Consider the following 22,673-nt stretch of genomic DNA (forward strand, 5'->3'; position numbering starts at 1 on the left):
GCCCGTTCCCAGGCCCCAAGGCCGGGGCCTGGGCGACCTATAACTAAAACCGAGGGGCTGGTATGCACACTGAACATTTGACTCGCGAGGGTCCCGAGCACACACCCGAAACGCCATCACCGGACGCCGGCAGGAAGAGCATCTTCGCCGTGGTGCTGGGCAATGCCGTGGAGTTTTTCGACTTTGGGGTCTACGCGACCTTTGCGGTGATGATCGGCCATACGTTTTTCCCGTCCGACAGCGCCTTCGTCAGCTTGATGCTGTCGGTCACGGCCTTCGGCATCGGCTTTATCGTGCGGCCCCTGGGCGCGGTGCTGATTGGCGCCTACGCCGACCGCGTCGGGCGCAAGCCGGCGATGTTGCTGACCCTGGTGATGATGGCGGTAGGCACCGGCAGTATTGCGATATTGCCCGGCTACGAGACCATCGGGATCGCCGCGCCGATCCTGCTGGTGGTCACCCGTATGATCCAGGGCCTGGCCTGGGGCGGTGAGGCCGGCCCCGCCACCACTTACATCCTCGAAGCCGCGCCGCCGCATAAACGCGGCACCTATGCCTGCTGGCAAGTGGTGGCCCAGGGCGTCGCCGCCATGGCCGCGGGGCTGGTGGGTTATACCCTGACCAAAGTGATGTCCCCCGAAGACCTCAACAGCTGGGGCTGGCGCGTGCCGTTCGTGTTCGGCCTGCTGGTGTTGCCGATTGGTATCTACATCCGCCGCAACCTGGCCGAGACCTTCCATGGCCAGGGCGAAACCACCAGCACTGGCGATCTGGTGCGCGAAGTCTGCGGCAAGCATCGGCGTGCCCTGGTCCTGGGTTTGCTGATCCTCTCGGGCAGCACCATCACCCAGTACTTTCTCAACTACATGACCACTTTTGCCCTGACGGAGCTGAAGCTGCCCACCAGTATTTCCATGCTCTCGACCCTGGTGGCCGGTGCAGCCATGGCGGTGTGCGCAGTGGCCGGCGGCATGTTGTGCGACCGCTTCGGGCGCCGCGCAATTTTGATGACGCCACGGGTAGTGCTGTTGCTGATCCTGTTCCCGGCGCTGCAGTTAATGACCGAACACCCCAGCCCCTCGACCTTCCTCCTGACCCTGGCGGTGCTGTCCGGCCTGCATGGCATGAGCGGCGCGGCGTTGATCGTGTTGCTGGTGGAGAGCTTCCCCAAATCCGTGCGCTCGACCGGGTTCTCCATCGTCTACGCCTTTGGTGTGGCGGCGTTTGGCGGCACCGCGCAGATCATCATCACCTGGCTGATCGGCACCACAGGCGACCCGATGTCACCGGTGTGGTACCTGCTGATCGCCAACCTGGTGTGCCTCACCGCCGCCTGGTTCGCCAAGGAAACCCGGCCAGTGCTTCCCGGCACCCCGACCCGCGAAACCCGGCTCAGAGAAGCCCCGGTTCGCTGAACAGCGCGTATGCACCCTTCATGTAGGAGCGAGCTTGCTCGCGAAGACCGTCAACGATAACGCGCGCATTCTGGATGCACGCGGCGGTCTCCGGCTTTTCGCGAGCAAGCTCGCTCCTACAGTTTCTTCTCTGTGTGGGGATTAACCATGTATCCACGTCTTTTCCTGGTCGCCACCCTGGCGACCGGCACCCAGGCTTATGCGCAAGAAAACGCCCAGGCCAGCGCTCCCGGCTTTATCGAAGGCAGCAGCCTGGACCTGAACCTGCGTCACTACTATTCCAACCAGCACACCCAACGCAGCACTTACCTGAGCATCAAGAAACCCGGCGGCATCCAACCCACCCGCGTGCGCGAAACCTGGGTACAGACCGCCATGCTCAAGTACAGCTCCGGCTATACCCAAGGCGTGATCGGCGTGGGGGTGGATGTGGGAGTGTTCAGTGCGGTCAACCTGCAACGCGGGCATGGCAAGGTGGCCAATGGCGGCGACCGCGTGCTGGTGGACAGCGACGGCGACGCGATCCCGACCTGGAGCCGCCTGGGGGTGGGTGATGTGCGGTTTCGCCTGTCCAACACTGAGCTCAAGGCCGGGCGCTTGATGACCGACAACCCGATCCTGCGCTACAAGGACAACCGCGCCCTGCCCTCAAGCTTCCAGGGCGTGGGCCTGTACAGCAATGAACTGGACTGGCTGTCGGTCCAGGGCGGCAGCTTCGATCGGGCCATCCCGCGCACCGGTACCGGCGCCGAGCGCCTGACCACCACCTTCGGCAACCGCGCCTACAGCGGCGCACGCATCAGTTACCTGGGAGCCACGCTCAAGCCGGGCTACGGTCTGGAAGCCAGCCTCTACGGCTCACGCTTCGAGGACATGTGGGACCAGTACTACCTGGGGCTGACCCATCGCATCGGCGACAAAAACACCGTCGCCCTCAAGACCGCCCTGCACTACTACCACACCGAGGATTCCGGCCAGCAACGCCTGGGTTATATCGACAATGACGCCGCCAGCCTGGCCGTGACCGCCAACCACCAGGCCCACAGCCTGACCCTGGCCTGGCAACAGGTGTTCGGCAACGAGTACTTCGACTATGTGTGGGAGTCCACCGGCAACTACATGGCCAACTCGCTGTACTCGGACTACAACGGCCCCAACGAAAAATCCTGGCAACTGCGCTACGACCTCGACCTGGCGGCCTACGGCGTGCCCGGCCTGACCGCCAGCCTGTGGCACGCCAAGGGCTGGGGCATCGACGGCACGCACTACGAGGGGGATCGCAACGGCCACAACACCGGCTACAACGTGCGCGGCCTGGACAACGCCAAGCACAACGAAAACGGCTTGATGCTGGCCTATGTGGTGCAATCGGGGAAGCTGAAAAACTCGGTCCTGCGCACCATCGTCTACAACCACCGCGCCAGCGGCGGGCAGATCGATGGCAGCTACGACGAATTCAGGATCGTCGGTAACTTCCCCATCAACCTGTTCTGATCCCCGCCCGTCGGCACAAGGCAATGCCGACGGGTAATTTTCAGAATTCTTACACCCTGTATGCGACTGCTCCGGCATTGGCTCGCCGCCGCCCTTGGTAAAAAACCTGTCCCTACGGACGGTTACCCAGGAACGCGGATGAAACCTTTGAAAGCAGCAGCGCTTTGCGTCATCAGTGGATGGATGATGCTCTTGAGTTCACCCGGCCACACAGCGCCGCCGGGGATTGAATGGCTGGTGGATTGCCCGCGCCTACCCGGGCAGGCCCTTGATCATGAGGTAGTGGAACGCACCCAGTGCGGCATCGTCACCGTGCCGCAAAACCATCAGGCAGCGGGCCCACGCACGTTGCGCCTGACCCTCACCCGGGTCGGTGCCCGCCAGCCGCTGGAGCGCAGGGGCGTGATCTTCGTTCGGCCGGCCAGGCCACAGGCAGATCTGCACGGGGTGTTCGCCGTGCATGTGGCGACGGTCTGGAAGTACTACAACAGCGAGGCTTACCGCACGCTGACCCAGTTCTACGATGTCATCGAATTGAGCCTGCGCAACGTGCGCGATGAGACTGCCAACGAACAGTCGGCCTGGGACATGGAGTTCGTGCGCCAGCAACTGGGCGAGCAGCGGATCAGCTTCCTGGGTATCGCCCAGGGCAATTCCGTGGGTGCCGGTTACGCTACGTTGTTTGCCGAGCGCGTCGAGCGCATGGTGTTGATCCAGCCCAGCGACAACGCCCAGGCGTTAGCGCCACTGCCCGCGACCCTACAGCTCAAGGGCCCGTATCTACAGAGCACCACGGATGCCAGCCAGTGCGTCAACCGCTGGGCCGGCACCTACCTGGCCCAAGGCAGGCAGCCGCCGCCGTCGGCCCGTTGCCTGGCCGACTAAGGCCTCAATCCACCAGCGCGCACCGCTGCATCGCGCTGGCCAGCATCTCCTGGCACTTGAGCACCGCAACCGAACGCGGTCGGTTGCGGTACCCGCACAGGTCGATGCGGATCCGCCCCAAGTGCTCATCGGCAATCGGCACCGCCACCAGGCCATCGCCCAGGTCGCGGGCGTCGGCATCCACCTGGGGCAGGATCAACACCGCCGCCCGTTGCCGGGCCAGGCTTTTCTGCACCTCCAGGGAACTGGTGGTGAACACCGGCTGGATCGTCACTCCACGCTTTTTCGCCGCGGCCTCCAGGGCCTGGCGCACGCCGTACGCCGAGTCGGGGATGGCCAGGGGCTGGCCTTCAAGTTCGCGCAGTTCAATGCTGTCGCGCTGGGCAAAGGGGTGTTCGGCACTGACCAGCACCCGGTGCCACAGCTCGCATTGCGCAGTGACTTCAACATCGGCCCGCTCCTGCAGATAGAACGCCAGGCCCAGGTCGGCCTCACCGCTGCACAGTGCATCGAGGGTGGCTGAAGCGCTGGCGATCACAATATTGAACGTGACCTTGGGATGGGCGCGGTAGAACGCCGCGAGCACCGGCGCCAACACCGTGGAAACGATACTTTCTGACACATGAATACTGATGTTACCCGCCACCTGGCTTTGCCGGCTGGCGATCACATCGCGCACCTGATCGAGGCCGCGCAGGGTACTCGTGACCTGTTCGGCCAGGCACTCGCCCTCCATCGTCAAGCGGATGCCACGCGGGCCGCGCTCAATCAGGGCGGCGCCAAAGAAGTGTTCAAGGTGTTCGATCTGCCGGCTGACGGCAGTGGGCGTGACGTACAAACGCTCGGCCGCCTTACGCAACGAGGCGCAGCGCGCCACCTCGTGAAAATACCGCAAGGCTCGTAATTGCATGGTCAGTTGCTCCTGCACAAAGACTGGAGCGCTAAGGCACGCAATTACTGCGCCAGGCTCGATCTGCCTAACTCCACAACTCAACTGTGGGAGCTGGCTTGCCTGCGATAACGGTGGGCCAGGCAATATTTTCTCAGTTGATACACCGCTATCGCAGGCAAGCCAGCTCCCACAGTTGATTTGAGCTGGCCTGCTAGTCCAAAGGTGGTTTACGACCTGTTTTACCTGAAAACGACCCCTGCCGTTGACGCCCCTGCTCAACCCCTATTAAGTGCTATTTATCCGCATTAATACGATAAATAGAAAACCATGCTCAGCCGACCCCTGCGACGCAAACGCCAGAAGCTTTCCGATGTGATTGTCGAGTCGGTCAAGCGCTCGATCGTCACCGATGCGCTGAAGCCCGGCGACCGCTTACCCACCGAGCGCGAGCTGATGGAGAGCTTCCAGTGCTCCAAGGGCTCGGCCCGCGAGGCGCTCAAGGCCCTGGAAGTCGAAGGCCTGGTCAGCACCCGCACCGGCCCCACTGGCGGGGCCTATCTGAACCAGGCCGGTACCGAACCGGCCAGCCGCGCCTTGCGCAACTACCTGCACTTCCAGCACCTGGATGGCGAGCAGGTGTATCAACTGCGCAAGGTGATCGAGGTGGAACTGGCGGTGTCGGTGCTGGGGCGCTTGAGCGAAGACGACTATCGCGCCCTGCAAGACAACGTGGATTTTTGCAGCGACCCGGAAGACAGCGAGGCCGGCCAGCGTGAGCAGCGCCTGGCGGAACTGGAGTTCCACAACCTGCTGGCCAGGGCCTGCCCCAACCCGCTGCTGAGTTTCATGGCGCAGTTTCTCAACGACCTGCTGCGCGACCTGGTGGTGCTGAAAAAAGCCTACAAGCCCAAGCGCAAGCAGTTCGACGCGGCCAACCTGGACTATCACAAGCAACTGCTGAGCGCCTTTCGCGCCGGCGACGAAGCGGCCGTGCGCAGCCTGATGCATGAACACATGTGCGACGCCGAACACCACATGACCGCACTGGAAGGCCAGGTCAGCCCACACTTTCTGCTGGAGTTCGACCACTCCTAAACACACCACAACCCCCTGTAGGAGCGAGCTTGCTCGCGAATGCAGTGGGTCAGCGATGGATATGTCAACTGATACACCGCATTCGCGAGCAAGCCCGCTCCCACATTTGGACCGTGTTTCACTTCAATAAAAAAGGCCTGCCCACAGGCCGTGCTCCACCGTATCGCCATTGCCACTCCTGCCAATAACTAAACCAGGGAGTCACCCCATGCAGCGTCGTACGTTGTTGAAAGCCAGCCTTACCGCCGCCGCCGCGCTCAGCCTTCCGCTGAGCGTGCGCAGTGCATTCGCCGCCGAACCGTTTACCTTTTACGGCCTCAAGTCCATGTCTGGCGCCTTTGCCAGTTATGGCAAGTTTGCCGACATGGGTTCACGCCTGGCCGTGGCCCAGTACCCCGAACTCCTCGGGCGCCCACTGAATTACAAGGTGATCGACACCGAAGGCAACGCCGGCAAGGCGGTGCGCAAGGTCCAGGAGGCGATTGGCCAGGATGGCGCGCGGTTCTTCCAGGGCTGCACCCTGTCGTCCTCGGCGCTGGCGGTGGCCAAGGAAGTGTCCAAGGTCGGCGGTGTATTCATGACCCCGGTGGGCGCCGATGAAGTCACCGGCAAGGACTGCAACAGCGCGACTTTCCGCTGGTCGGTGCCCACCTACGGGGCGATCCGCGAAACCGTGGTGCCGCTGATCAAGCTGCTGCCGGACGCCAAGCGCTGGTACACCATCACCCCGCAATACGTGTTCGGTGAAGCCCTGCTTGAAGGCGCCAAGGCGGTGCTGGCCGAGAGCGGCCTGGAACATGTGGGCAACAGCTATCACTCGTTGCAAGAGCAGGAATTCTCCGGCTACCTGACCAACGCCATCGCCGCCAAGCCTGACGTGCTGGTATTGCTCAACTTCGGCAGCCAGTCGTCCAACACCCTGCGCCAGGCGGTGAACTTCGGTATCAAGGAGCGCATGAAAGTGCTGCTGGTGTGGTCCGCCGGCCTCGACCAGTTCCAGGAACTGGGCAGCGATGTGCTCGAAGGTGTGTACCTCGGCGCGCAGTATTGGCACCAGGTCGACACCCCGCTCAACCGCGAGCTGGTCAAGCTGACCCAGGCCAAGTACGGGATCAACCCCACCTACCCGCTGGCCGCTGACTACATCAGCACCAAGGTCATGCTCGACACCATCAAGGCCACCGGCAGCTTCGACGGCCCCACGGTGGCCAAGGCCATGCAGGGCCTGAGCTACGACGGCCCGACCGGCAAGGAAACGATCCGCGCCGGCGACCACCAGGTGATCAAGGATTACTACCTGCTGGTGGGCAAGGCCGCAGGCGACATGGCCGACAAGGACGACCTGGCCAAGGTGCTCAGCGCCGGCCAGTCGTTCCCACCGGTAGAAGCCACGGGCTGCACGCTCGGCTGATCCGCCTACTTTCAGCGGTAAAACACGACAGGGCCGTTGACGCGGCCGCCTGTTGGAGGGTTCCTGCATGCTCAATCTTTATCTGTTCCAGATTCTCAACGGCCTGGGCCTGGGGATGATCTACTTCCTGATTGCGGTCGGGTTGACCATCATTTTCGGCCTGCTGAACTTCGTCAACTTCGCCCACGGCGCGTTTTTTTTGCTGGGGGCGTACATCTGCTACACCGCCGTCAGCCTCACCGAAAGCTTCTGGCTGGCCCTGCTGATCGCGCCCCTGGTGGTAGCCGCACTGGCGTGGCTGATCGAGCGATTATTGATCCAGCGGATCTACCACCTGCCCCACATGTTCCAGATCCTCGTGACCCTGGGCATCGCGCTGATCATCCAGGAAGCCAGCGTGATGATCTGGGGCCCGGTGGGCAAAAGCGTCGCCGTCCCGGAATTGCTGCGCGGGGTGTTGGTGGTCGGCGATTTTGTGTACCCCTACTACCGCCTGTTTTTGATCGTGTTCTCGGGCCTGGTGGGCCTGGGCCTGTGGCTGTTGCTGGAGCGCACGCGCTTTGGCGCCCTGGTGCGGGCCGGCAGTGAGAGCACCGAGACCGTATCGCTGCTGGGCACCAATATTTTCCGCCTGTTCTCCATGACCTTCGCCCTCGGCGTGGCCCTGGCCGGGATCGCCGGGGTGCTGTTTGCGCCCTTGCGCGGCGCCCAGCCTTTTGTCGGCCCGGAAATCCTCGGCATTGCCTTCGTGGTGGTGGTGATCGGCGGCATGGGCTCGTTCGGCGGCGCCCTGGTGGGCGGCCTGCTGGTGGGCGTGGTGCAAAGCCTGATGACCACACTCTGGCCCCAAGGCGCGAGCCTGATGATCTACGGCGCCATGGCCGTGGTGATTCTGGTACGCCCTTACGGCCTGTTCGGGAGAGCCTGACATGAGCGAGAAAAATCCTCTGCCGTTTGCCAAAACCCAGTCCAAAGCCATGTTGCTCTGGGTGCTGGCGGTGCTGATCGGCCTGCCATTGATATTGCCCTCGGCGACCCTGGCCACCGAGATCCTGATCTTTGCCCTCGCCGCCCTGGCCTGCAACCTGTTGCTGGGCTACACCGGGCTGCTGTCGTTTGGCCAAGGCATCTTCTTCGGCGCCGGAGCCTACTGCGCGGCGTTGTTGATGATTCACCTGCAACTGGGCCTGTTCAGCGCGCTGCTCGGCGCGGCGCTGGCCGGTGGATTCCTGGCGTTCCTGGTGGGCGCCCTGGCGATCCGCCGCACCGGTATCTACTTCGTGATGCTGACCCTGGCCTTCAGCCAGATGGCCTACTTCCTCGCCTACACCCTGAGCGACTGGACCGGTGGCGACAACGGCCTGCTCAGCGTGCCGCGCCCGGAAATCCGTATCGGTGACACGGTACTGCTGTCCCTGGCCGACGCCCGGGTGTTCTACGGTTTTGTCGCGGTGCTGTTCCTGCTGATCTTTATCGGCGCACGCCGGGTGATCGCCTCGCCGTTCGGCAGCACGCTGATGGCGATCCGCGAAAACGAAACCCGCGCCTCGGCCATCGGCTACGACACGCGCCACTTCAAGATCCTGGTGTTTGTGCTGTCGGGCGCGGTCACCGGGATTGCCGGGGCGCTGTACGCGATGCTGCTGCACTTTGTGCCGCTGTCCAATATCGACCTGGTGATGTCGGAGAACATCCTGATCATGACCATCGTCGGCGGTACCGGCTCGCTGTTCGGCTCGTTGCTGGGTGCCGGTTCCATCGTGCTGCTGGGGGATTTCCTGTCCGACCTGTGGCCGCGCTGGCTGATGCTGCTGGGGGTGATCCTGATCCTGGTGGTGATCTTTATGCGCGGTGGCTTGTGGGGCGGCCTGGCGTCGCTGTTCGAACGTGTGCGTGGCAGCCGCAAGGCCGCCGTCGTGACCAAGGAGGAGCTGCTATGAGCATCCTGCTGGAAACCAAAGACCTGGAACTGGCCTACGGCGCCTTCCATGCCGTCAACGGCGTCAACCTCAAGGTCGAAGCCGGCACCATCCACACCATCATCGGCCCCAACGGCGCCGGCAAGACCAGCCTGTTTCACTGCCTGACCGGCGAGCGCCAGGCTACGGCCGGCGCGATTCATTTCGACGGCCAGAACCTGATGCGCAAACCGGCCCACGGCCGCGTCGGCCTGGGCATGGCCCGTTCGTTCCAGCTCACCAGCCTGTTCCAGAACCTCAGCGTGCGCGAGAACCTGCGCCTCGCTGCCCAGGGCCGCGACGGCGTACGCGCCCTGAATTTCTGGCGCAGGGTGGACAGTCAGCGCGAGCACTTGGAAATGGCCGACCAGGTCCTGGAACGCCTGCAACTGACCGCCCGCGCCGAAACCCTGGCCGGCGAGTTGTCCCACGGCCAGCAACGAGTGCTGGAGGTGGGGATGTCGATCTGCTCCAAGCCCAAACTGTTGATGCTCGACGAGCCCACCTCGGGCATGGGCATCGACGATATTCCGATCATGACCCAACTGATCAGCGACCTGGGCCGCGACCACACGGTGCTGCTGATCGAGCACAACATGAGCATCGTCATGTCCATCAGCCAGCGCATCACCGTGATGAGCCACGGGCAGATCCTGGTGGAAGGCACGCCGGAATTCGTACGTGCCGACGAGCGCGTGCGCACTGCTTACCTGGGAGAGGCCGCCTGATGCTGACCGTCGACAATATTCATTCCTACTACGACAAGAGCCACGTCCTCGAGGGCGTGTCCCTGACCGTCAACCCCGGCGAACTGGTGACCCTGCTCGGCCGTAACGGTGCGGGCAAAACCACCACCTTGCGCAGCATCCTGGGGATTATCTGCCCGCGCCAGGGGCAGATTCATTTCAACGGCAAACCGCTGGTGGGGCAGAAGATCTTTGAAATCGCCCGTCAGGGGTTAGCGCTGGTCCCCGAAAATCGCGGGATTTTCCGTCTGCTCACCGTGGAAGAAAACCTGCGCATCGCCGTGCGCAAGACCAGCCGCTGGCAGATGGAAGACGTGTACGCGATGTTCCCGCGCCTCAAGGAGCGGCGCAAAAACGCCGGCCATGCGTTGTCCGGTGGTGAGCAGCAGATGCTCGCCATCGCCCGCGCCCTGCTCAACGATCCCAAGCTGCTGATCCTCGACGAGCCCACCGAAGGCCTGGCCCCGGTGATCGTCGACGAACTGGTGAAGATCCTGCGCAAGATCAAAGACGACGGCCTGCCGGTGCTGCTGGTGGAGCAGAACCTGTTGGTCTGCGACAAGCTTGCCGACCGCCACTACGTGCTCGAACAGGGCCGCGTGGTCTACGAAGGCAGCGCCGAGGCCTTTCGCGCCGACCCAACGATCAAGAACCGCTACCTGGCCCTGAGTGCCTGACCGGAGACTGCTGATGAATAGCTTTGCGCAACCGCTCAAGAGCAACGCCCCGCTGATCAACCGCGACCGCCTGTGGCAATCCTTGATGGACCTGGCCCAGCTCGGCGCCACGGCCAAGGGCGGAGTGTGCCGCCTGGCCCTGACCGACCTGGATCGCCAGGCCCGCGACCTGTTTGTGCAGTGGTGCACCGCTGCCGGGTGCAGTGTCAGCGTGGATGCCATCGGCAATATCTTCGCGCGCCGCGCCGGGCTTAACCCGGATTTGCCGCCAGTGATGACGGGCAGCCATATCGACACCCAGCCCACGGGCGGCAAGTTCGATGGCTGCTACGGGGTGATGGCCGGCCTGGAAGTGATCCGCACCTTGAATGACTTGGGCGTGCAAACCCAAGCGCCAATTGAAGTGGTGGTGTGGACCAACGAGGAAGGCTCGCGCTTCCCGCCGTGCATGATGGGTTCCGGGGTATTTGCCGGCAAATTCGACTTGCAGGAGACCCTCGACAAGCAGGACGAGCAAGGCCTGTCGGTGGGCGCCGAGTTGCAGCGCATTGGCTACGCCGGCCCGCGCGCGGTGCTCGGCCATCCGGTGGGCGCCTATTTCGAGGCGCATATCGAACAAGGCCCGGTGCTCGAAGATGAAGCTATCACCCTTGGCGTGGTCATGGGCTGCCTGGGCCAGAAGTGGTTCGACCTGACGTTCACCGGCGTCGAGGCCCACGCAGGCCCAACGCCGATGCGTCTGCGCAAGGACGCCCTGGTGGGTGCCGCGCAGGTGGTCAGCGCGGTCAACCGGATAGCCCATGAACAACAACCCCACGCCTGCGGCACCGTCGGCTGCCTGAGCCTGCATCCGGGCTCACGCAACGTGATTCCCGGCCAGGTGCAGATGACCATCGACCTGCGCCATTTGCATGCCGACAAGCTGCAAGCCATGGTCGATGAAGTGCGCGAGGTGATCGAGGCCACGGCCAAGCAGCATGGCCTGAGCTATGAACTGACCCCCACCGCCGACTTCCCGCCGCTGGACTTTCATCCCACCTGCGTCAACGCCGTGCGCGATGCGGCCAGTGTGCTGGGCTTGAGCCATATGGATATCGTCAGCGGTGCCGGACACGACGCGATTTTTGTCGCCGAACTGGGCCCGGCCGGGATGATTTTTGTACCGTGCGAAGGCGGCATCAGCCACAACGAAATCGAAAACGCCGCGCCGGATGACCTGGCCGCCGGCTGCGCGGTGTTGCTGCGGGCCATGGTCAACGCAGCCCAGGGAGGTGATGCGCCATGACTGATATCGCCAACCTGACGGCCGTGGAACTGCTGGCGCGCTACCGGGATAAAAGCCTGTCGCCGGTGGAAGTGACCGAGGATACGTTGCTGCGCATCGAGCGCTACAACCCGGTGGTCAACGCCTACTGCCATGTCGACCCCGAAGGCGCCTTGAACGCCGCGCGGGCCTCGGAACAACGCTGGTTCAGGGGCCAGCCTTGCGGCGCATTGGACGGCGTGCCGGCGTCGATCAAGGACTTGACCCTGACGGCGGGCATGCCCACGCGCAAGGGCTCGCGCACCTCATCCGCCAGCGGGCCGTGGGACGTCGATGCACCGTTTTCGGGGTTTATGCGCAAGGCCGGCGCGGTGCTGCTGGGCAAGACCACCACCCCGGAATTCGGCTGGAAAGGTGTCACCGACAACCCGCTGTACGGCATCACCCGTAACCCCTGGGATACGCGCACCACGGCGGGCGGTTCGTCCGGCGGCGCGGGCGCGGCGGCGGCGCTGAACCTCGGCGTGCTGCACCAGGGCAGCGATGCCGGGGGCTCGATCCGCATTCCCTGCGCCTTTACCGGCACCTTCGGCATCAAGCCGACCTTTGGCTACGTGCCGCAATGGCCGGCCAGTTCCATGACGATCCTCTCGCACCTGGGACCGATGACCCGCACCGTGGAAGATGCCGTGCTGATGCTGCAAACCGTGGCACAACCGGACGCCCGGGACGGCCTGATTGGCGCCCCGCGCAGCACGCCGTGGCTCACACCCGGGACGGACCTCAAGGGACTGCGCATCGCCTACAGCCCTGATTTTGGCTACGTGAACGTCGATCCGCAGGTGGCCAAGGTGGTCGCGCAGGCGGTCGCGGGCCTGGTGCAACTCGGGGCGCATGTAGAACAGATCGACCCGGGGTTCAGCGATCCACTGGAGGTGTTCAACACCTTGTGGTTCGCCGGCGCGGCGCGCCTGACCGGGCAACTGACCGGCGCCCAGTGCGACCTGCTCGACCCCGGCCTGCTGCGCATTGCGCAACAGGGCGAACGCCTCAGCCTGAACGACTACACCGCCGCCCTGGAAGCACGGGCGGCATTGGTGGCGCGCATGGCGGCGTTCCATGAGCACTACGACATACTGGTCTCGCCGATGCTGCCAATCACCGCCTTTGACGCAGGGCACAACGTGCCACCGGGTTCCGGGCTGGGCGAATGGATGGAGTGGACGCCGTTCAGCTACCCCTTCAACCTCACCCAACAACCGGCGGCCTCGGTGCCGTGCGGGTTGGCGGCCAATGGCTTGCCGGTGGGCTTGCATGTGGTGGGCGCGCGGTTTGCCGATGAGCAGGTGCTGCGGGTGTGCCAGGTATACGCCCGGGCGTTTCCGACCCAGCATTTGCAGGCGCCGAAGGACTTGGGGTGAGACCCGGTCTGATGGGGGGCTGGATTGCCTGCTTTGGGCATGAGTCTCTAGGCAGCTCGCGCTTTTGGGGGTGTGTACATATCCGTTGCTGCGGTCACGGCCACTTAAGGTTCCGCCCTTACGGCGGGTCACTTTCGAAGAGCGCGAAAGTAACCAAAGCGCTCTTGCCGGTATGACTCACCCACATGGGTTACAAATCAGTTCACGCACATAGGTAACAGTTTTTAACTGGCAGGGTCGATTTCGCGAGGATCTGACCATGCCCTGGAAAGAGCTGAAACCTATGGACCTTAAAGTACTGTTCATTGCCGATTACCTGTCCCAGAAGCACAGCCTTAGCCAGCTGTGCCGGGACTATGAGGTCAGCCGCAAGACTGGGTATAAGTGGATCAGGCGTTACGAGGCAGAGGGCCCGAGTGGGCTTGATGAGCGTAGCCGCTGCCGCCACAACCAAACCTACGTGGTGCCCTTGGCTGTGAAACAGGCAATCGTTGAATTTCGCTTAAGTGGCGAGACGATTCCCGGCCCGAAAAAAGATTCAGAATAGTCTCATCCAGCGTTTCCCAGATCAGGATCCGCCCTCGAAGACGACCATTTACAACATTCTCAAGGCAGCTGATTTGATTACCCCCAAGCCATTGCGCCGACGGGTGGCTGTGTATCCCAAGCCTTTACGCAAGGCAGAAAATCCCAACCAGTTATTCAGCGCTGATTACAAAGGCCAATACCTGACCGGAGCAGGGATTTGGTGTTATCCGCTGACGATCATGGATCATGCCAGCCGGTTTTTGCTGGCGTGCCAGAGCATGAGCAGCACCAATCTGAAGGAAACCCAGCAAACCTTCGAAAGGTTTTTTCGCGAATACGGCCTGCCAGAGCGCATTCGTACCGACAACGGCATACCGTTTGCCAGCACCAGTCGAGCGGGGTTGTCACAGCTGTCGATCTGGTGGATGAGACTTGGGATCATTCCTGAGCGGATCGAGCCAGGTCGCCCAGATCAGAATGGGCGGCATGAGCGTATGCACCGAACGCTGAAAAGCACGTTACCTCACCCGTCGGCAATTGCCTGGGAAGCCCAGCAGCGCCACTTTGATCGCTTCCTGCAGCACTACAATTACGAGCGTGGGCACGAGGCGCTTGGCCAGAAAACGCCTGCCGCTTGCTATACGCCTTCAACTCGAATGTACCCGGAGAAGCTACCGGAAATGACCTATGCGAGCCATATTGAGAGTTACCTGGCCGACAGTAGCGGAATCATCAATCGAGGAGGCATGCGGGTTTATATCGGCAATTTACTTCGTCACCAGACCATCGGAATGGAGATGATTGGTGATGGGGGTATGGAATGTAATCTTCGGTCCGGTGATCTTGGGCCATGTGAATGCGAGAGATGCAAAGAACGGTTATGTCTCAATCAAAGTGTCACCTATGTGAATGCACTTTTTGTAACCCATGTGGTTGTCCCGTACATGCCCCACCACTCGGCACCTCGCCTAGGCTCGGCATGCCCGCAGTCAGGCATTGCTCCGTGGGCCCGCCGCGATCGGCCATCCATGGCCGTGTCGCGGCTACCCCGGCATCCTGCCGGGGTGCCCACTGCGCAATACCTGCCTGCGGCCATCGTGGTTTGACGGGGCGCCTAAGATCAAAAGCCAGATCAAAAGCTGAGCAACAGCAACAGTAACGCCAGAGCGCGGAGCTGCATTCCCCTGTGGGAGCGGCGGTGCGACGATCAGGCCGGCTGTCAGGCCGCCTCGCTCTGCTTGTGATTTTGATCTTAGGCGCCCCGTTAAACCACGCTGGCCGTCATCCGATATTGATTTGGGGGGTAAACCGGCAGGACGCCGGTTTAGCCGCGCTGGGCCATGGATGGCCCATCGCGGCGGCCCCCCAAATCAATGTCGGATTACGGGCACACCGAGCCTAGGCGAGGTGCCGAGTGGTGGGGCAAGAGCGCTTTGGTTACTTTCGCGCTCTTCGAAAGTGACCCGCCGTAAGGGCGGAACCTTAAGTGGCCGTGACCGCAGCAACGGATATGTACCCAATCCCAAGAACCATCGCAGGCAAGCCGGCTCCCAAACTCATCGCATTTCACACACCGATTTTCGATTGTCACACTACAATGCCCCTCCCCCCTCTCCGGAGCCGACATGGACATCGAACTGGCACGCACTTTCCTGGAAATCACCCGCTGCGGCAGCCTGGCCGCAGCCGCCGAGAAGTTGCACGTCACCCAGACCGCCATTACCGCACGTGTGCAAAAGCTCGAAAGCCAGCTCGACAGTACGCTGTTTGTGCGCAACCGCGCCGGGGCGCGCTTGACTGCCGATGGCGAAGCGTTTGTGGTGTATGCCAATCAACTGGTGCAAACCTGGGAAGCCGCGCGCCGTGACCTGCCGTTGCCCGAGGGCTATCGCAATGTGTTGCATATCGGCGGCGAAGTCAGCCTGTGCAACCCGTTGATGCTCGGCTGGGCCAAGGCCCTGCGCGAACACATCCCCAGCCATGCACTGCGCACCGAAGTGCGTGACGGTGAATACCTGTTGCGCCAGTTGGAGCTGGGCGTGCTGGACGCTGCGCTGGTGTTCCAGCCGCAGTACTGGCCGGGGTTGCAGGTGGAGCAGGTGCTGGAGGAAAAACTGATCCTGGTGCGCCTGGCCGCCCGCCCCGATCCTTATGTGTATATCGATTGGGGCCCGGGCTTTCGCCAGCAACATGACGCCGCCCTGCCCGACAAGGCCCGCGCCGCGGTGAGTTTCAACTTGGGGCCATTGGCCCTGCAATACATTCTGGAGAACGGCGGCAGCGGCTATTTCCGCACGCGGGTGGTGCAGAGCTACCTCGAAAGCGGGGTTATGGAGCGCGTGCCCAAGGCTCCGGAGTTCAGTTTCCCGACTTACCTGGTGTACTCGCGCGAGCGCGATTCGGCGGTATTACAACGAGCCCTGGTGCTGTTGCGCGGTGTGGTCAAGGCCGAGAGCGATTGGTCGCAGCGCTGGGATCCGGTGCTTTGAACCGTCATCGTTAAAGACCATCGCCTACAAGCCGGCTCCTACAGGGCGCGCGCTCAGCTCGCAAAATCTGCAGGCCGGACTAAGCTCACTCCCCAATAAAAAATACAACGAGCACCGCCATGACCCATCCCACCGAGGCCTTTCGCCAACGCTATCGCGCTGCTGTCCACCCGCGCTACAACCCGTGGCTGCATGCCGGTTTTGTACTGACCTACGGTTTGTTCTGCATCATCCTGGCCTGGGGCAGCACCCAACACATTCAAGCCTGGGAATGGCTGGCCATCCCCCTGACGCTGGTGTTCTTCAACCTGTGTATCTACCTCGTCCACCGTCACCTGGGCCATCACAAACATGGTTTTGCCAAGCTGTTTTATGCACGCCACACCGGTGATCATCACAGCTTCTTCACGCCCGGCCACATGACCTATGACAGCCCCAGGGACTGGCGGGTGATTCTGTTTCCGGCCTGGCTGATCGTGCTCCACAGCCTGGCCATCACCCTCCCCGCCTGGTGGCTGCTCAAGCAGCTCAACCCGAACGTCGCCGGGCTGTTCGCCGCGTGCATGATCCTCGGTTACCTGCTCTACGAAACCTTCCACGCCTGCGAACACCTGCCAGCCGGGCACCCCTTGGCCCGCTTGCCGTGGATCCGCCATATGCACCAACTCCACGCGTTGCACCACCGTCGCGAATTGATGCAGGGACGCAACTTCAACATCGTGCTGCCGTTGATGGACTATCTGTTCGGCACGCTGCACTGGGAGCCCGTCTCAACCCCCTCCAAAGACTCTCGGGAAGCACCATGAGCCAAAAAATCCGTCATCTGCTATTGCTGGTATTGATCGCCATCGGCGCCTTTTTGCTGCTGATGCCCACCGAGGTCCAGCCGGTCAACTGGGCGCCGCCCAAGGCACCGTCAATGCAAGATGGGCCCTATAGCGAGAACCAGCGCCTGAAGGATGTCCAGCGCATTGGCGCCCAGGACATCGCCGGGCCCGAGGCCTTGCTGGTGGATGCCCAGGGCTTGCTGGTCACCGGCCTGCATGACGGGCGGATCATCCGCACCGCGCCTGACAGCAAGACCCTGGAAGTGCTGGCCAACACCGGCGGCCGCCCACTGGGCCTGGCACAGCACCCGGACGGGCGCCTGATCATTGCCGACGGGATCAAGGGCTTGCTGGCCTTGGACGCCCAGCGCACGTTGAGCACCCTGAGCACCAGCGCCAATGGCGTGCCCTTCGGTTTTACCGATGATGTGACGGTGGACGCTGCCGGACGCTATGGCTATTTCAGCGATGCCTCCAGCCGCTGGGGCTATGGCCAGGATGGTGAGGCAGTGATCGAGCATGGTGGCGACGGCCGGTTGCTGCGTTATGACTTCAGCAACGGCCAAACCGACGTGTTGCTCGATCAACTGCAATTCGCCAACGGCGTGGCCCTGGGGCCGGATGAAAGCTATGTGCTGGTCAACGAAACCGGGGCCTATCGCATCAGTCGCTACTGGCTCAAGGGCGACAAGGCGGGTACCCATGACCTGTTTATCGACAACCTGCCGGGGCTGCCGGACAACCTCACCTTCAATGGCCGGGACCGGTTCTGGGTGGCGCTGTATTCGCCGCGTAACCCACTGCTCGATGGCTTGGCCGGTTACCCCGCGATACGCAAGATGATGGTGCGGGCGCTGATGGTGGTGCCCAAGCCCATCGAGCGCAAAGCCTTTGTGCTGGGGCTGGATGTGAATGGCCAGGTGGTCGCCAACCTGCAGGATGGCAGCGCGGGCAATTACTCACCTATTACCAGCGCCCGCGAAGCGGGTGAGTGGCTATACCTGGGCTCGCTGAAGAACACCAGCATGGCGCGCTTGCCGCTGAAGTTGGCCCTGTAGCAGGCGGCTTGCCGGCGATCGCCGACAAGCCGTTTTGGGTTAGCGCACGATGGTCTGGCTGCAGATATGCCCCAGGCTGACGTACTGCGAAATATTGCCGCCTACGCCAACACCCGGGAACTCCTTGAGCTCAATGCGCCAGCCGCCCATGTTGAACCAGGTGCGCCAATTGTAAGTCTGGCCGGACGAGCTGTCCGGGTAGACCACATTGAGATCGCCGGAGCAGGTGCCCAGGTCGACGTTGCCGGACGCCGCGCCGGTGACACCGGTTTTGGCCTCGTAGTCGACCCAGTGGTAGTTGATGGTGTTGTCGAAGCGTTTGTCGACCCGCAGCACCGGGGTCACGCCACGCAGCGGCTCACCGGTGCTGTCCGACCACTGGGTGCTCCAGCTCAAGCTGCGGGAAGCCTGGGTGGCCAGTTGCATGATCGAACTGGGGATACGCACCACGTTGTCGCCATTCACATTGCTCTGGTTCAAGCGTGGCGCCGAGCCAAAGGACAAGAGGTATCGCGCCTGTGGGTTGAGCGCCACTGCCGGGTTGGCCCGCACCCGCACCTTGACGACGTAGCCCGGGGTAAGGCTTGGGTAGGTGGAGGTGCTGTTGGGTTGGATCACCACCCAGTTGTTGCCATCGAAGCGCTCGAAAATCCACTGGTCGCGTGTGCCCGCGCCATCATCGCCGAGGAACATGCCCACACCCTGGCCGCGCAACGAGGTGAAGTCGAAGTAATCGACATCGTTGACGCTATCGAGGTTACCGACCACCTGATTCAGCGCGTCCGGCAGCGCGAACGCGGTTTGCGCGGTGTCATTGGGCTCGAAGGCGTCGATATTGCTGTCCACCGCCACGCCGAAACTGAACTGCGAGTTGCTCGCGGTGTTGGCCACCATGTACCAGTAATAATCGCCGGCGGGCATCACGCCATTGAGGTACTCGTCGGCGCTGCCTGGGTTATCCGAGGTGCCCAGCAGCGTCAGGTTGCCTTGCCCGTCGTCATGGAACAGGCTCAGCGACATATCGGTGCCGGCGCTCTGGTTCAGCAGTTGGACCTGAATGCGCGCGCTTTGCGCCAGGTTGAAGTGATAGGCCACCTCCGCCCCGGTTTCCACGCCGGTCACGTTGTACAGGGTGTTGATATCCAGGGTCGGGAACAACGGTGCAAAGGCTGCAATCGCTGCGCCTTGCAGTTGTTTCTCGCCAGGTTTTTGCAGCGCGTCAACCACCGTATCCACCGGCGCGCTGCTGACTGCGGCCTTGCTTGCCCCAGCCTTGGCCTTGCCGGCCTTGGCCGCCTGGAGTTTTTGCTTGAGTTCGGCCGTAAGCTTGGACGACTCAACCTTGCCACCCACTTTAAGCGCCTGGTCGACCCCATGCTTGACCGCCTGGGCAGATAGCTTGGCTGGGGCTTGCGAAAGGTACTGCTCGGCCAGGGCAAAGGCCGACACGAAGCAGGAGGCCGCCATGGCGGCGCCCAGCATAAAGGCTTTTTTCGATTTCATTTTTTATCCATCCATAGTTAAAAAATTTGTGGCTTGGGTGCGCGGTGAAATCCGTTCACCTGGAATGGACTGTAGGATATGACTGTATGGATGTACAGTATTTTTTCAGATAAATGCGGGAAGGATTCGATCAGCGCTGTAGGAAGAAACGACAAAGCCCAGGCTGTGCAGGGCTTTGGTTTGCTCGGCTACCACTTGCGCCAAACGACCCAAGCCGTCAAGGCCGCGAAATAGATGACCGAGAAGTAAAAAGGCCATGTGGCCCAGCGTTTGAGTGCCAATGGGACTGAGTCCAGCTCTTGTCTGGTCAGTTCATCACGCTTGATATGGGTTTTGGGCTGCATGAAAAAGCCGATGAGTATGCTCATCCGCATGACTCTATCGATACGTTTATTCCTCACCCAAAAACGCTTGTTGCGTTGGACCGCCTTGTTCTCGCTGAAATAGCTTTCTATCTCTTCGAGTTTCTTATATTCGGCGTATAGGAGCAGTCCCACCGAAACAAACATTCCAACTGCCAGCGCTATAAGGACCAATGTGTACAACGACATGTTCAAATTCCTGCTGGCTTGTACAAAAGATCACCCACCTCTTCTCCAAAAATGCCCCCCGCAGTCCCCCCCCGCCGAACCCGCCAGCAGCACCACCGACAACCCCCACACGCCAACCTCCCTTGCCCCCTTCGTAACTACACCCAACACAATGTTGCAGGTGGACCGCGCGAGGCTAGCCCCTATTGACCCACCCGCTGTGGCCCCCCAAAACCCCACCCACCAACTTCCCCCCTTCCACATACCTCGCCCTACTGCACAGCTCCCCCCGATCCTTCATACACGCCTCCTTGATCTCCAGCCCCGCCACTCCCACATCCAGCGCCAGCCCCACATACGTGCCATTGCCCAAAAACTTCGACGTCTGGGCAATGCTTTTGATGCGCTGGGCGTAACCCACAATTTCACTTTTATGCAGGTAGCTCTTGGTCGAAATCCCCAACACCTTTTTCAACGATTGATGGCTCTGCAAGCGGGTGCCAAACCGCGCCGCGCCTTGCAGTTGCACCTCCAACTTGTTGAACAACACCTGGCGGTGGCGCACAAAGTTATTACGGTCCAGCACCCCGTCCTTAAGCTGGCGATGCAACCGTTCGACCTCCTCCAGTGTGTGCCTGACCTCATCCAGGTGCCGGCCCCATGCCGAGGTGGCACTGCCTACGCCCAATGAGCTGTAGCCAAGCAGGCTTTGCAGCAAATCATATTGGCCAACCACCGCTGCCCCGAGTGCCGCGTCCTGTTCCAGGCCGCGGCGGATTTGCTCGGCGTGGCGCATCAACCAGGCATCGTTGAAGGTGCAGGCCATGCCGTAGTCGTCGGGAATAATCACCATCTGCCCTGGCGTGACCAGGCCATGGCGCAAGTGCAAGTTCAACGCATCGAACTGCGCCGACAACGGGTGGTGGGAGCCCTTGAGCAAACTGGATTTCAAGCTGTGAAAATCTATGGTCCGGTCATTGATATACGCCTGCGCCATCGCCCGCATCCCTGATGCAATGAATAGGGCGTAGGAATATATGTAAGCAGAACGGGCCTGGCACAAGCCCGGGGATGAAAAACGGCTTGGCGATGAAATTTGGGAAGTTGCCTACTTTTCCAGCACTGCAGACCTACAGAAACGACCGCGAACATCGCCTTGCGAAAAACGCGTTTTTTTCACATTGATTTCACTGGCCCACCACGCACCGAACGCTAGATTGCCGGCCAACGCAAACAGCAATGTATGAGCTGCCCAGGGTGAAAAGTGTGGTTGACATGATCCAAGCCAAGCCCCTCGCCGATCGGGGCCTGGCGAAAACCCTCAAACAGGTGTGGCTGCGTTTTATCGCAATCATCGCCCTGTGCCTGGCGGTGACGGGCGCGATGCTCTGGCCTACCTCACCGCAAAACCTTGGCATCGACAATCGCATGGTCACGTCGGGGGCCCTGGCAGCTTGGCGCAACGGCAACCTGATCGTACTGGTGCGTCATGCAGAACGCTGCGATCGCTCCAGCAATCCCTGCCTGGGCCCTCCCGATGGCTTGACCCGATCCGGCAGTGTGGCGGCGACCGCAGTGGGTGCCGCATTCCAGACCCTGGGCATGTCCCACAGCGATGTGTTGAGCAGCCCTACCACGCGCACTGTGCAAACTTCGCAGTTCATGTTCGACAACGCCCACGTGTTACCCGACCGCTTGACCTTGTGTGGCACCACACTCGCCCACGACCTGCCGGCCCGCAAGACCGCAGGGCGTAACCTGCTGCTGGTCACCCACAGCGAATGCATCGCCGACCTGGAGCGGGTGCTGGGTTATCCCCACGCCGAGGGCGCCGAATACGGCAGTTCGCTGTTTGTACAAGTGGGCACCCACGGCAAGCTCAAGGTGCTCGGGATACTCAACAGCCAGGACTGGGCATCAGCCCTAGAGCATCTTTAGCGGTCAGCACGCGCCGGCAACTCATGCCGGCATCACCCCGGTAATGGGATCACCCGCAACGGCCGGACGGACTTGTAGGAAAAGCTCGAATAGATTTCTTTCACACAGGGCAGCGTCTGCAACACCTCACGGGCGAACTCGCCAAAGGACTCCAGGTCCTTGGCCACCACTTCCAGCAAAAAATCATAGCGCCCGGACACGTTATGGCAGGCGACGATTTCCGGGATGTCCAGCAGCCGCTGCTCAAACGCCCGGGCAATTTCCTTGGAGTGGGTGTCCATCATGATGCTGACAAACGCCGTGACCCCATAGCCCAGGGCCTTGGGCGAGAGGATCGCCTGGTAGCCGCTGATCACGCCGCTGTCTTCCAGGTTCTTGACCCGGCGCCAGCACGGCGAGGTGGTCAGGGAGACACGTTCGGCCAGTTCGGCAACGGTCAGGCGGGCGTTGCCTTGCAGGGCGTTGAGCAGGGCTTTGTCGGTACGGTCGAGTCCTACAGGCATGTCTTGCCTCGAATAGTTATTTTTATGGATTTTCATTCT

General features: G+C 61.8%; 20 protein-coding genes and 1 pseudogene. 16 read left to right on the top strand and 5 right to left on the bottom strand.

The genetic code is table 11. The features are described 5' to 3' along the window. Positions 1-62 precede the first annotated feature (62 nt). From JTY93_RS17020 to JTY93_RS17030, 3 genes are all read left to right on the top strand, one after another. On the top strand, positions 63-1,415 hold the full coding sequence (locus JTY93_RS17020; RefSeq protein ID WP_240344567.1) for a citrate-proton symporter: 1,353 nt from the start codon (positions 63-65) through the stop codon (positions 1,413-1,415). 147 nt (positions 1,416-1,562) lie between these two features. Continuing rightward, positions 1,563-2,909 (top strand): OprD family outer membrane porin, encoded by a 1,347-nt coding sequence (locus tag JTY93_RS17025; RefSeq protein WP_205478865.1) that lies wholly within the window; start codon positions 1,563-1,565, stop codon positions 2,907-2,909. Between the two features lie 138 nt (positions 2,910-3,047). Continuing rightward, entirely contained in the window at positions 3,048-3,794 is a 747-nt protein-coding gene (locus JTY93_RS17030; protein WP_205478864.1) for an alpha/beta hydrolase family protein, read from the top strand. A 4-nt stretch (positions 3,795-3,798) separates the two neighbouring features. Here the strand turns inward: JTY93_RS17030 and JTY93_RS17035 are convergent, their stop codons facing one another. Then, on the bottom strand, positions 3,799-4,704 hold the full coding sequence (locus JTY93_RS17035) for a LysR family transcriptional regulator (RefSeq protein WP_205478863.1): 906 nt from the start codon (positions 4,702-4,704) through the stop codon (positions 3,799-3,801). 309 nt (positions 4,705-5,013) lie between these two features. On the opposite strand from JTY93_RS17035, the gene JTY93_RS17040 reads away from it, so the two are divergent. From JTY93_RS17040 to JTY93_RS17095, 12 genes and pseudogenes are all read left to right on the top strand, one after another. Next, complete coding sequence (locus JTY93_RS17040) at positions 5,014-5,781, top strand: FadR/GntR family transcriptional regulator (protein ID WP_205478862.1); 768 nt, start codon at positions 5,014-5,016, stop codon at positions 5,779-5,781. Positions 5,782-5,989: 208 nt separating this feature from the next. Continuing rightward, on the top strand, positions 5,990-7,192 hold the full coding sequence (locus JTY93_RS17045) for an ABC transporter substrate-binding protein (protein ID WP_205478861.1): 1,203 nt from the start codon (positions 5,990-5,992) through the stop codon (positions 7,190-7,192). A gap of 67 nt (positions 7,193-7,259) precedes the next feature. Continuing rightward, positions 7,260-8,120, top strand: a complete 861-nt coding sequence (locus JTY93_RS17050) for a branched-chain amino acid ABC transporter permease (RefSeq protein WP_057960104.1) — start codon at positions 7,260-7,262, stop codon at positions 8,118-8,120. A 1-nt stretch (position 8,121) separates the two neighbouring features. Then, positions 8,122-9,132, top strand: coding sequence for a branched-chain amino acid ABC transporter permease (locus JTY93_RS17055; protein ID WP_169998167.1), 1,011 nt, complete (start codon positions 8,122-8,124; stop codon positions 9,130-9,132). Next, on the top strand, positions 9,129-9,878 hold the full coding sequence (locus tag JTY93_RS17060) for an ABC transporter ATP-binding protein (protein ID WP_169998164.1): 750 nt from the start codon (positions 9,129-9,131) through the stop codon (positions 9,876-9,878). Before JTY93_RS17055 ends, JTY93_RS17060 begins: the two co-directional genes overlap by 4 nt. Next, positions 9,878-10,573 carry an ABC transporter ATP-binding protein gene (locus tag JTY93_RS17065; RefSeq protein WP_029293283.1) on the top strand — a complete coding sequence of 232 codons (696 nt, stop codon included), beginning with the start codon at positions 9,878-9,880 and terminating at the stop codon, positions 10,571-10,573. Before JTY93_RS17060 ends, JTY93_RS17065 begins: the two co-directional genes overlap by 1 nt. A gap of 13 nt (positions 10,574-10,586) precedes the next feature. Continuing rightward, the gene (locus JTY93_RS17070; protein ID WP_205478860.1) at positions 10,587-11,858 is read left to right on the top strand and encodes a Zn-dependent hydrolase; all 1,272 of its coding nucleotides are present in this window, start codon (positions 10,587-10,589) and stop codon (positions 11,856-11,858) included. Further along, on the top strand, positions 11,855-13,258 hold the full coding sequence (locus tag JTY93_RS17075; RefSeq protein WP_205478859.1) for an amidase: 1,404 nt from the start codon (positions 11,855-11,857) through the stop codon (positions 13,256-13,258). Before JTY93_RS17070 ends, JTY93_RS17075 begins: the two co-directional genes overlap by 4 nt. 259 nt (positions 13,259-13,517) lie before the next feature. Then, a pseudogene (locus JTY93_RS17080) lies at positions 13,518-14,695 on the top strand (integrase core domain-containing protein). 716 nt (positions 14,696-15,411) lie between these two features. Beyond that, entirely contained in the window at positions 15,412-16,275 is an 864-nt protein-coding gene (locus JTY93_RS17085; protein WP_205480825.1) for a LysR family transcriptional regulator, read from the top strand. Between the two features lie 119 nt (positions 16,276-16,394). After that, complete coding sequence (locus tag JTY93_RS17090) at positions 16,395-17,081, top strand: sterol desaturase family protein (RefSeq protein WP_205480833.1); 687 nt, start codon at positions 16,395-16,397, stop codon at positions 17,079-17,081. Continuing rightward, positions 17,078-18,160 carry an SMP-30/gluconolactonase/LRE family protein gene (locus JTY93_RS17095; RefSeq protein ID WP_205480835.1) on the top strand — a complete coding sequence of 361 codons (1,083 nt, stop codon included), beginning with the start codon at positions 17,078-17,080 and terminating at the stop codon, positions 18,158-18,160. The genes JTY93_RS17090 and JTY93_RS17095 overlap by 4 nt, the downstream gene beginning before the upstream one ends. A 39-nt stretch (positions 18,161-18,199) precedes the next feature. Here the strand turns inward: JTY93_RS17095 and JTY93_RS17100 are convergent, their stop codons facing one another. The 3 genes from JTY93_RS17100 to JTY93_RS17110 all read right to left on the bottom strand — a co-directional run bounded on the left by JTY93_RS17100 (position 18,200) and on the right by JTY93_RS17110 (position 21,190). Then, entirely contained in the window at positions 18,200-19,663 is a 1,464-nt protein-coding gene (locus tag JTY93_RS17100) for a hypothetical protein (protein WP_205480838.1), read from the bottom strand. Positions 19,664-19,851: 188 nt separating this feature from the next. Continuing rightward, positions 19,852-20,214: a hypothetical protein gene (locus JTY93_RS17105; RefSeq protein ID WP_205480840.1), complete on the bottom strand. Its 363-nt coding sequence runs from the start codon at positions 20,212-20,214 to the stop codon at positions 19,852-19,854. Between the two features lie 175 nt (positions 20,215-20,389). After that, complete coding sequence (locus JTY93_RS17110; protein WP_240357222.1) at positions 20,390-21,190, bottom strand: hypothetical protein; 801 nt, start codon at positions 21,188-21,190, stop codon at positions 20,390-20,392. A gap of 278 nt (positions 21,191-21,468) precedes the next feature. Here JTY93_RS17110 and pmrG point away from each other — a divergent pair, with 278 nt between their 5' ends. Continuing rightward, positions 21,469-22,131 carry a lipopolysaccharide core heptose(II)-phosphate phosphatase PmrG gene (gene pmrG / locus JTY93_RS17115; RefSeq protein WP_240344611.1) on the top strand — a complete coding sequence of 221 codons (663 nt, stop codon included), beginning with the start codon at positions 21,469-21,471 and terminating at the stop codon, positions 22,129-22,131. A gap of 32 nt (positions 22,132-22,163) precedes the next feature. On the opposite strand, the gene JTY93_RS17120 is transcribed toward pmrG, so the two are convergent. Continuing rightward, the gene (locus tag JTY93_RS17120; RefSeq protein ID WP_159908299.1) at positions 22,164-22,634 is read right to left on the bottom strand and encodes an Lrp/AsnC family transcriptional regulator; all 471 of its coding nucleotides are present in this window, start codon (positions 22,632-22,634) and stop codon (positions 22,164-22,166) included. Positions 22,635-22,673: the final 39 nt, after the last annotated feature.

This window comes from Pseudomonas hygromyciniae, from assembly GCF_016925675.1.
Classification (GTDB): Bacteria; Pseudomonadota; Gammaproteobacteria; order Pseudomonadales; family Pseudomonadaceae; genus Aquipseudomonas; species Aquipseudomonas hygromyciniae.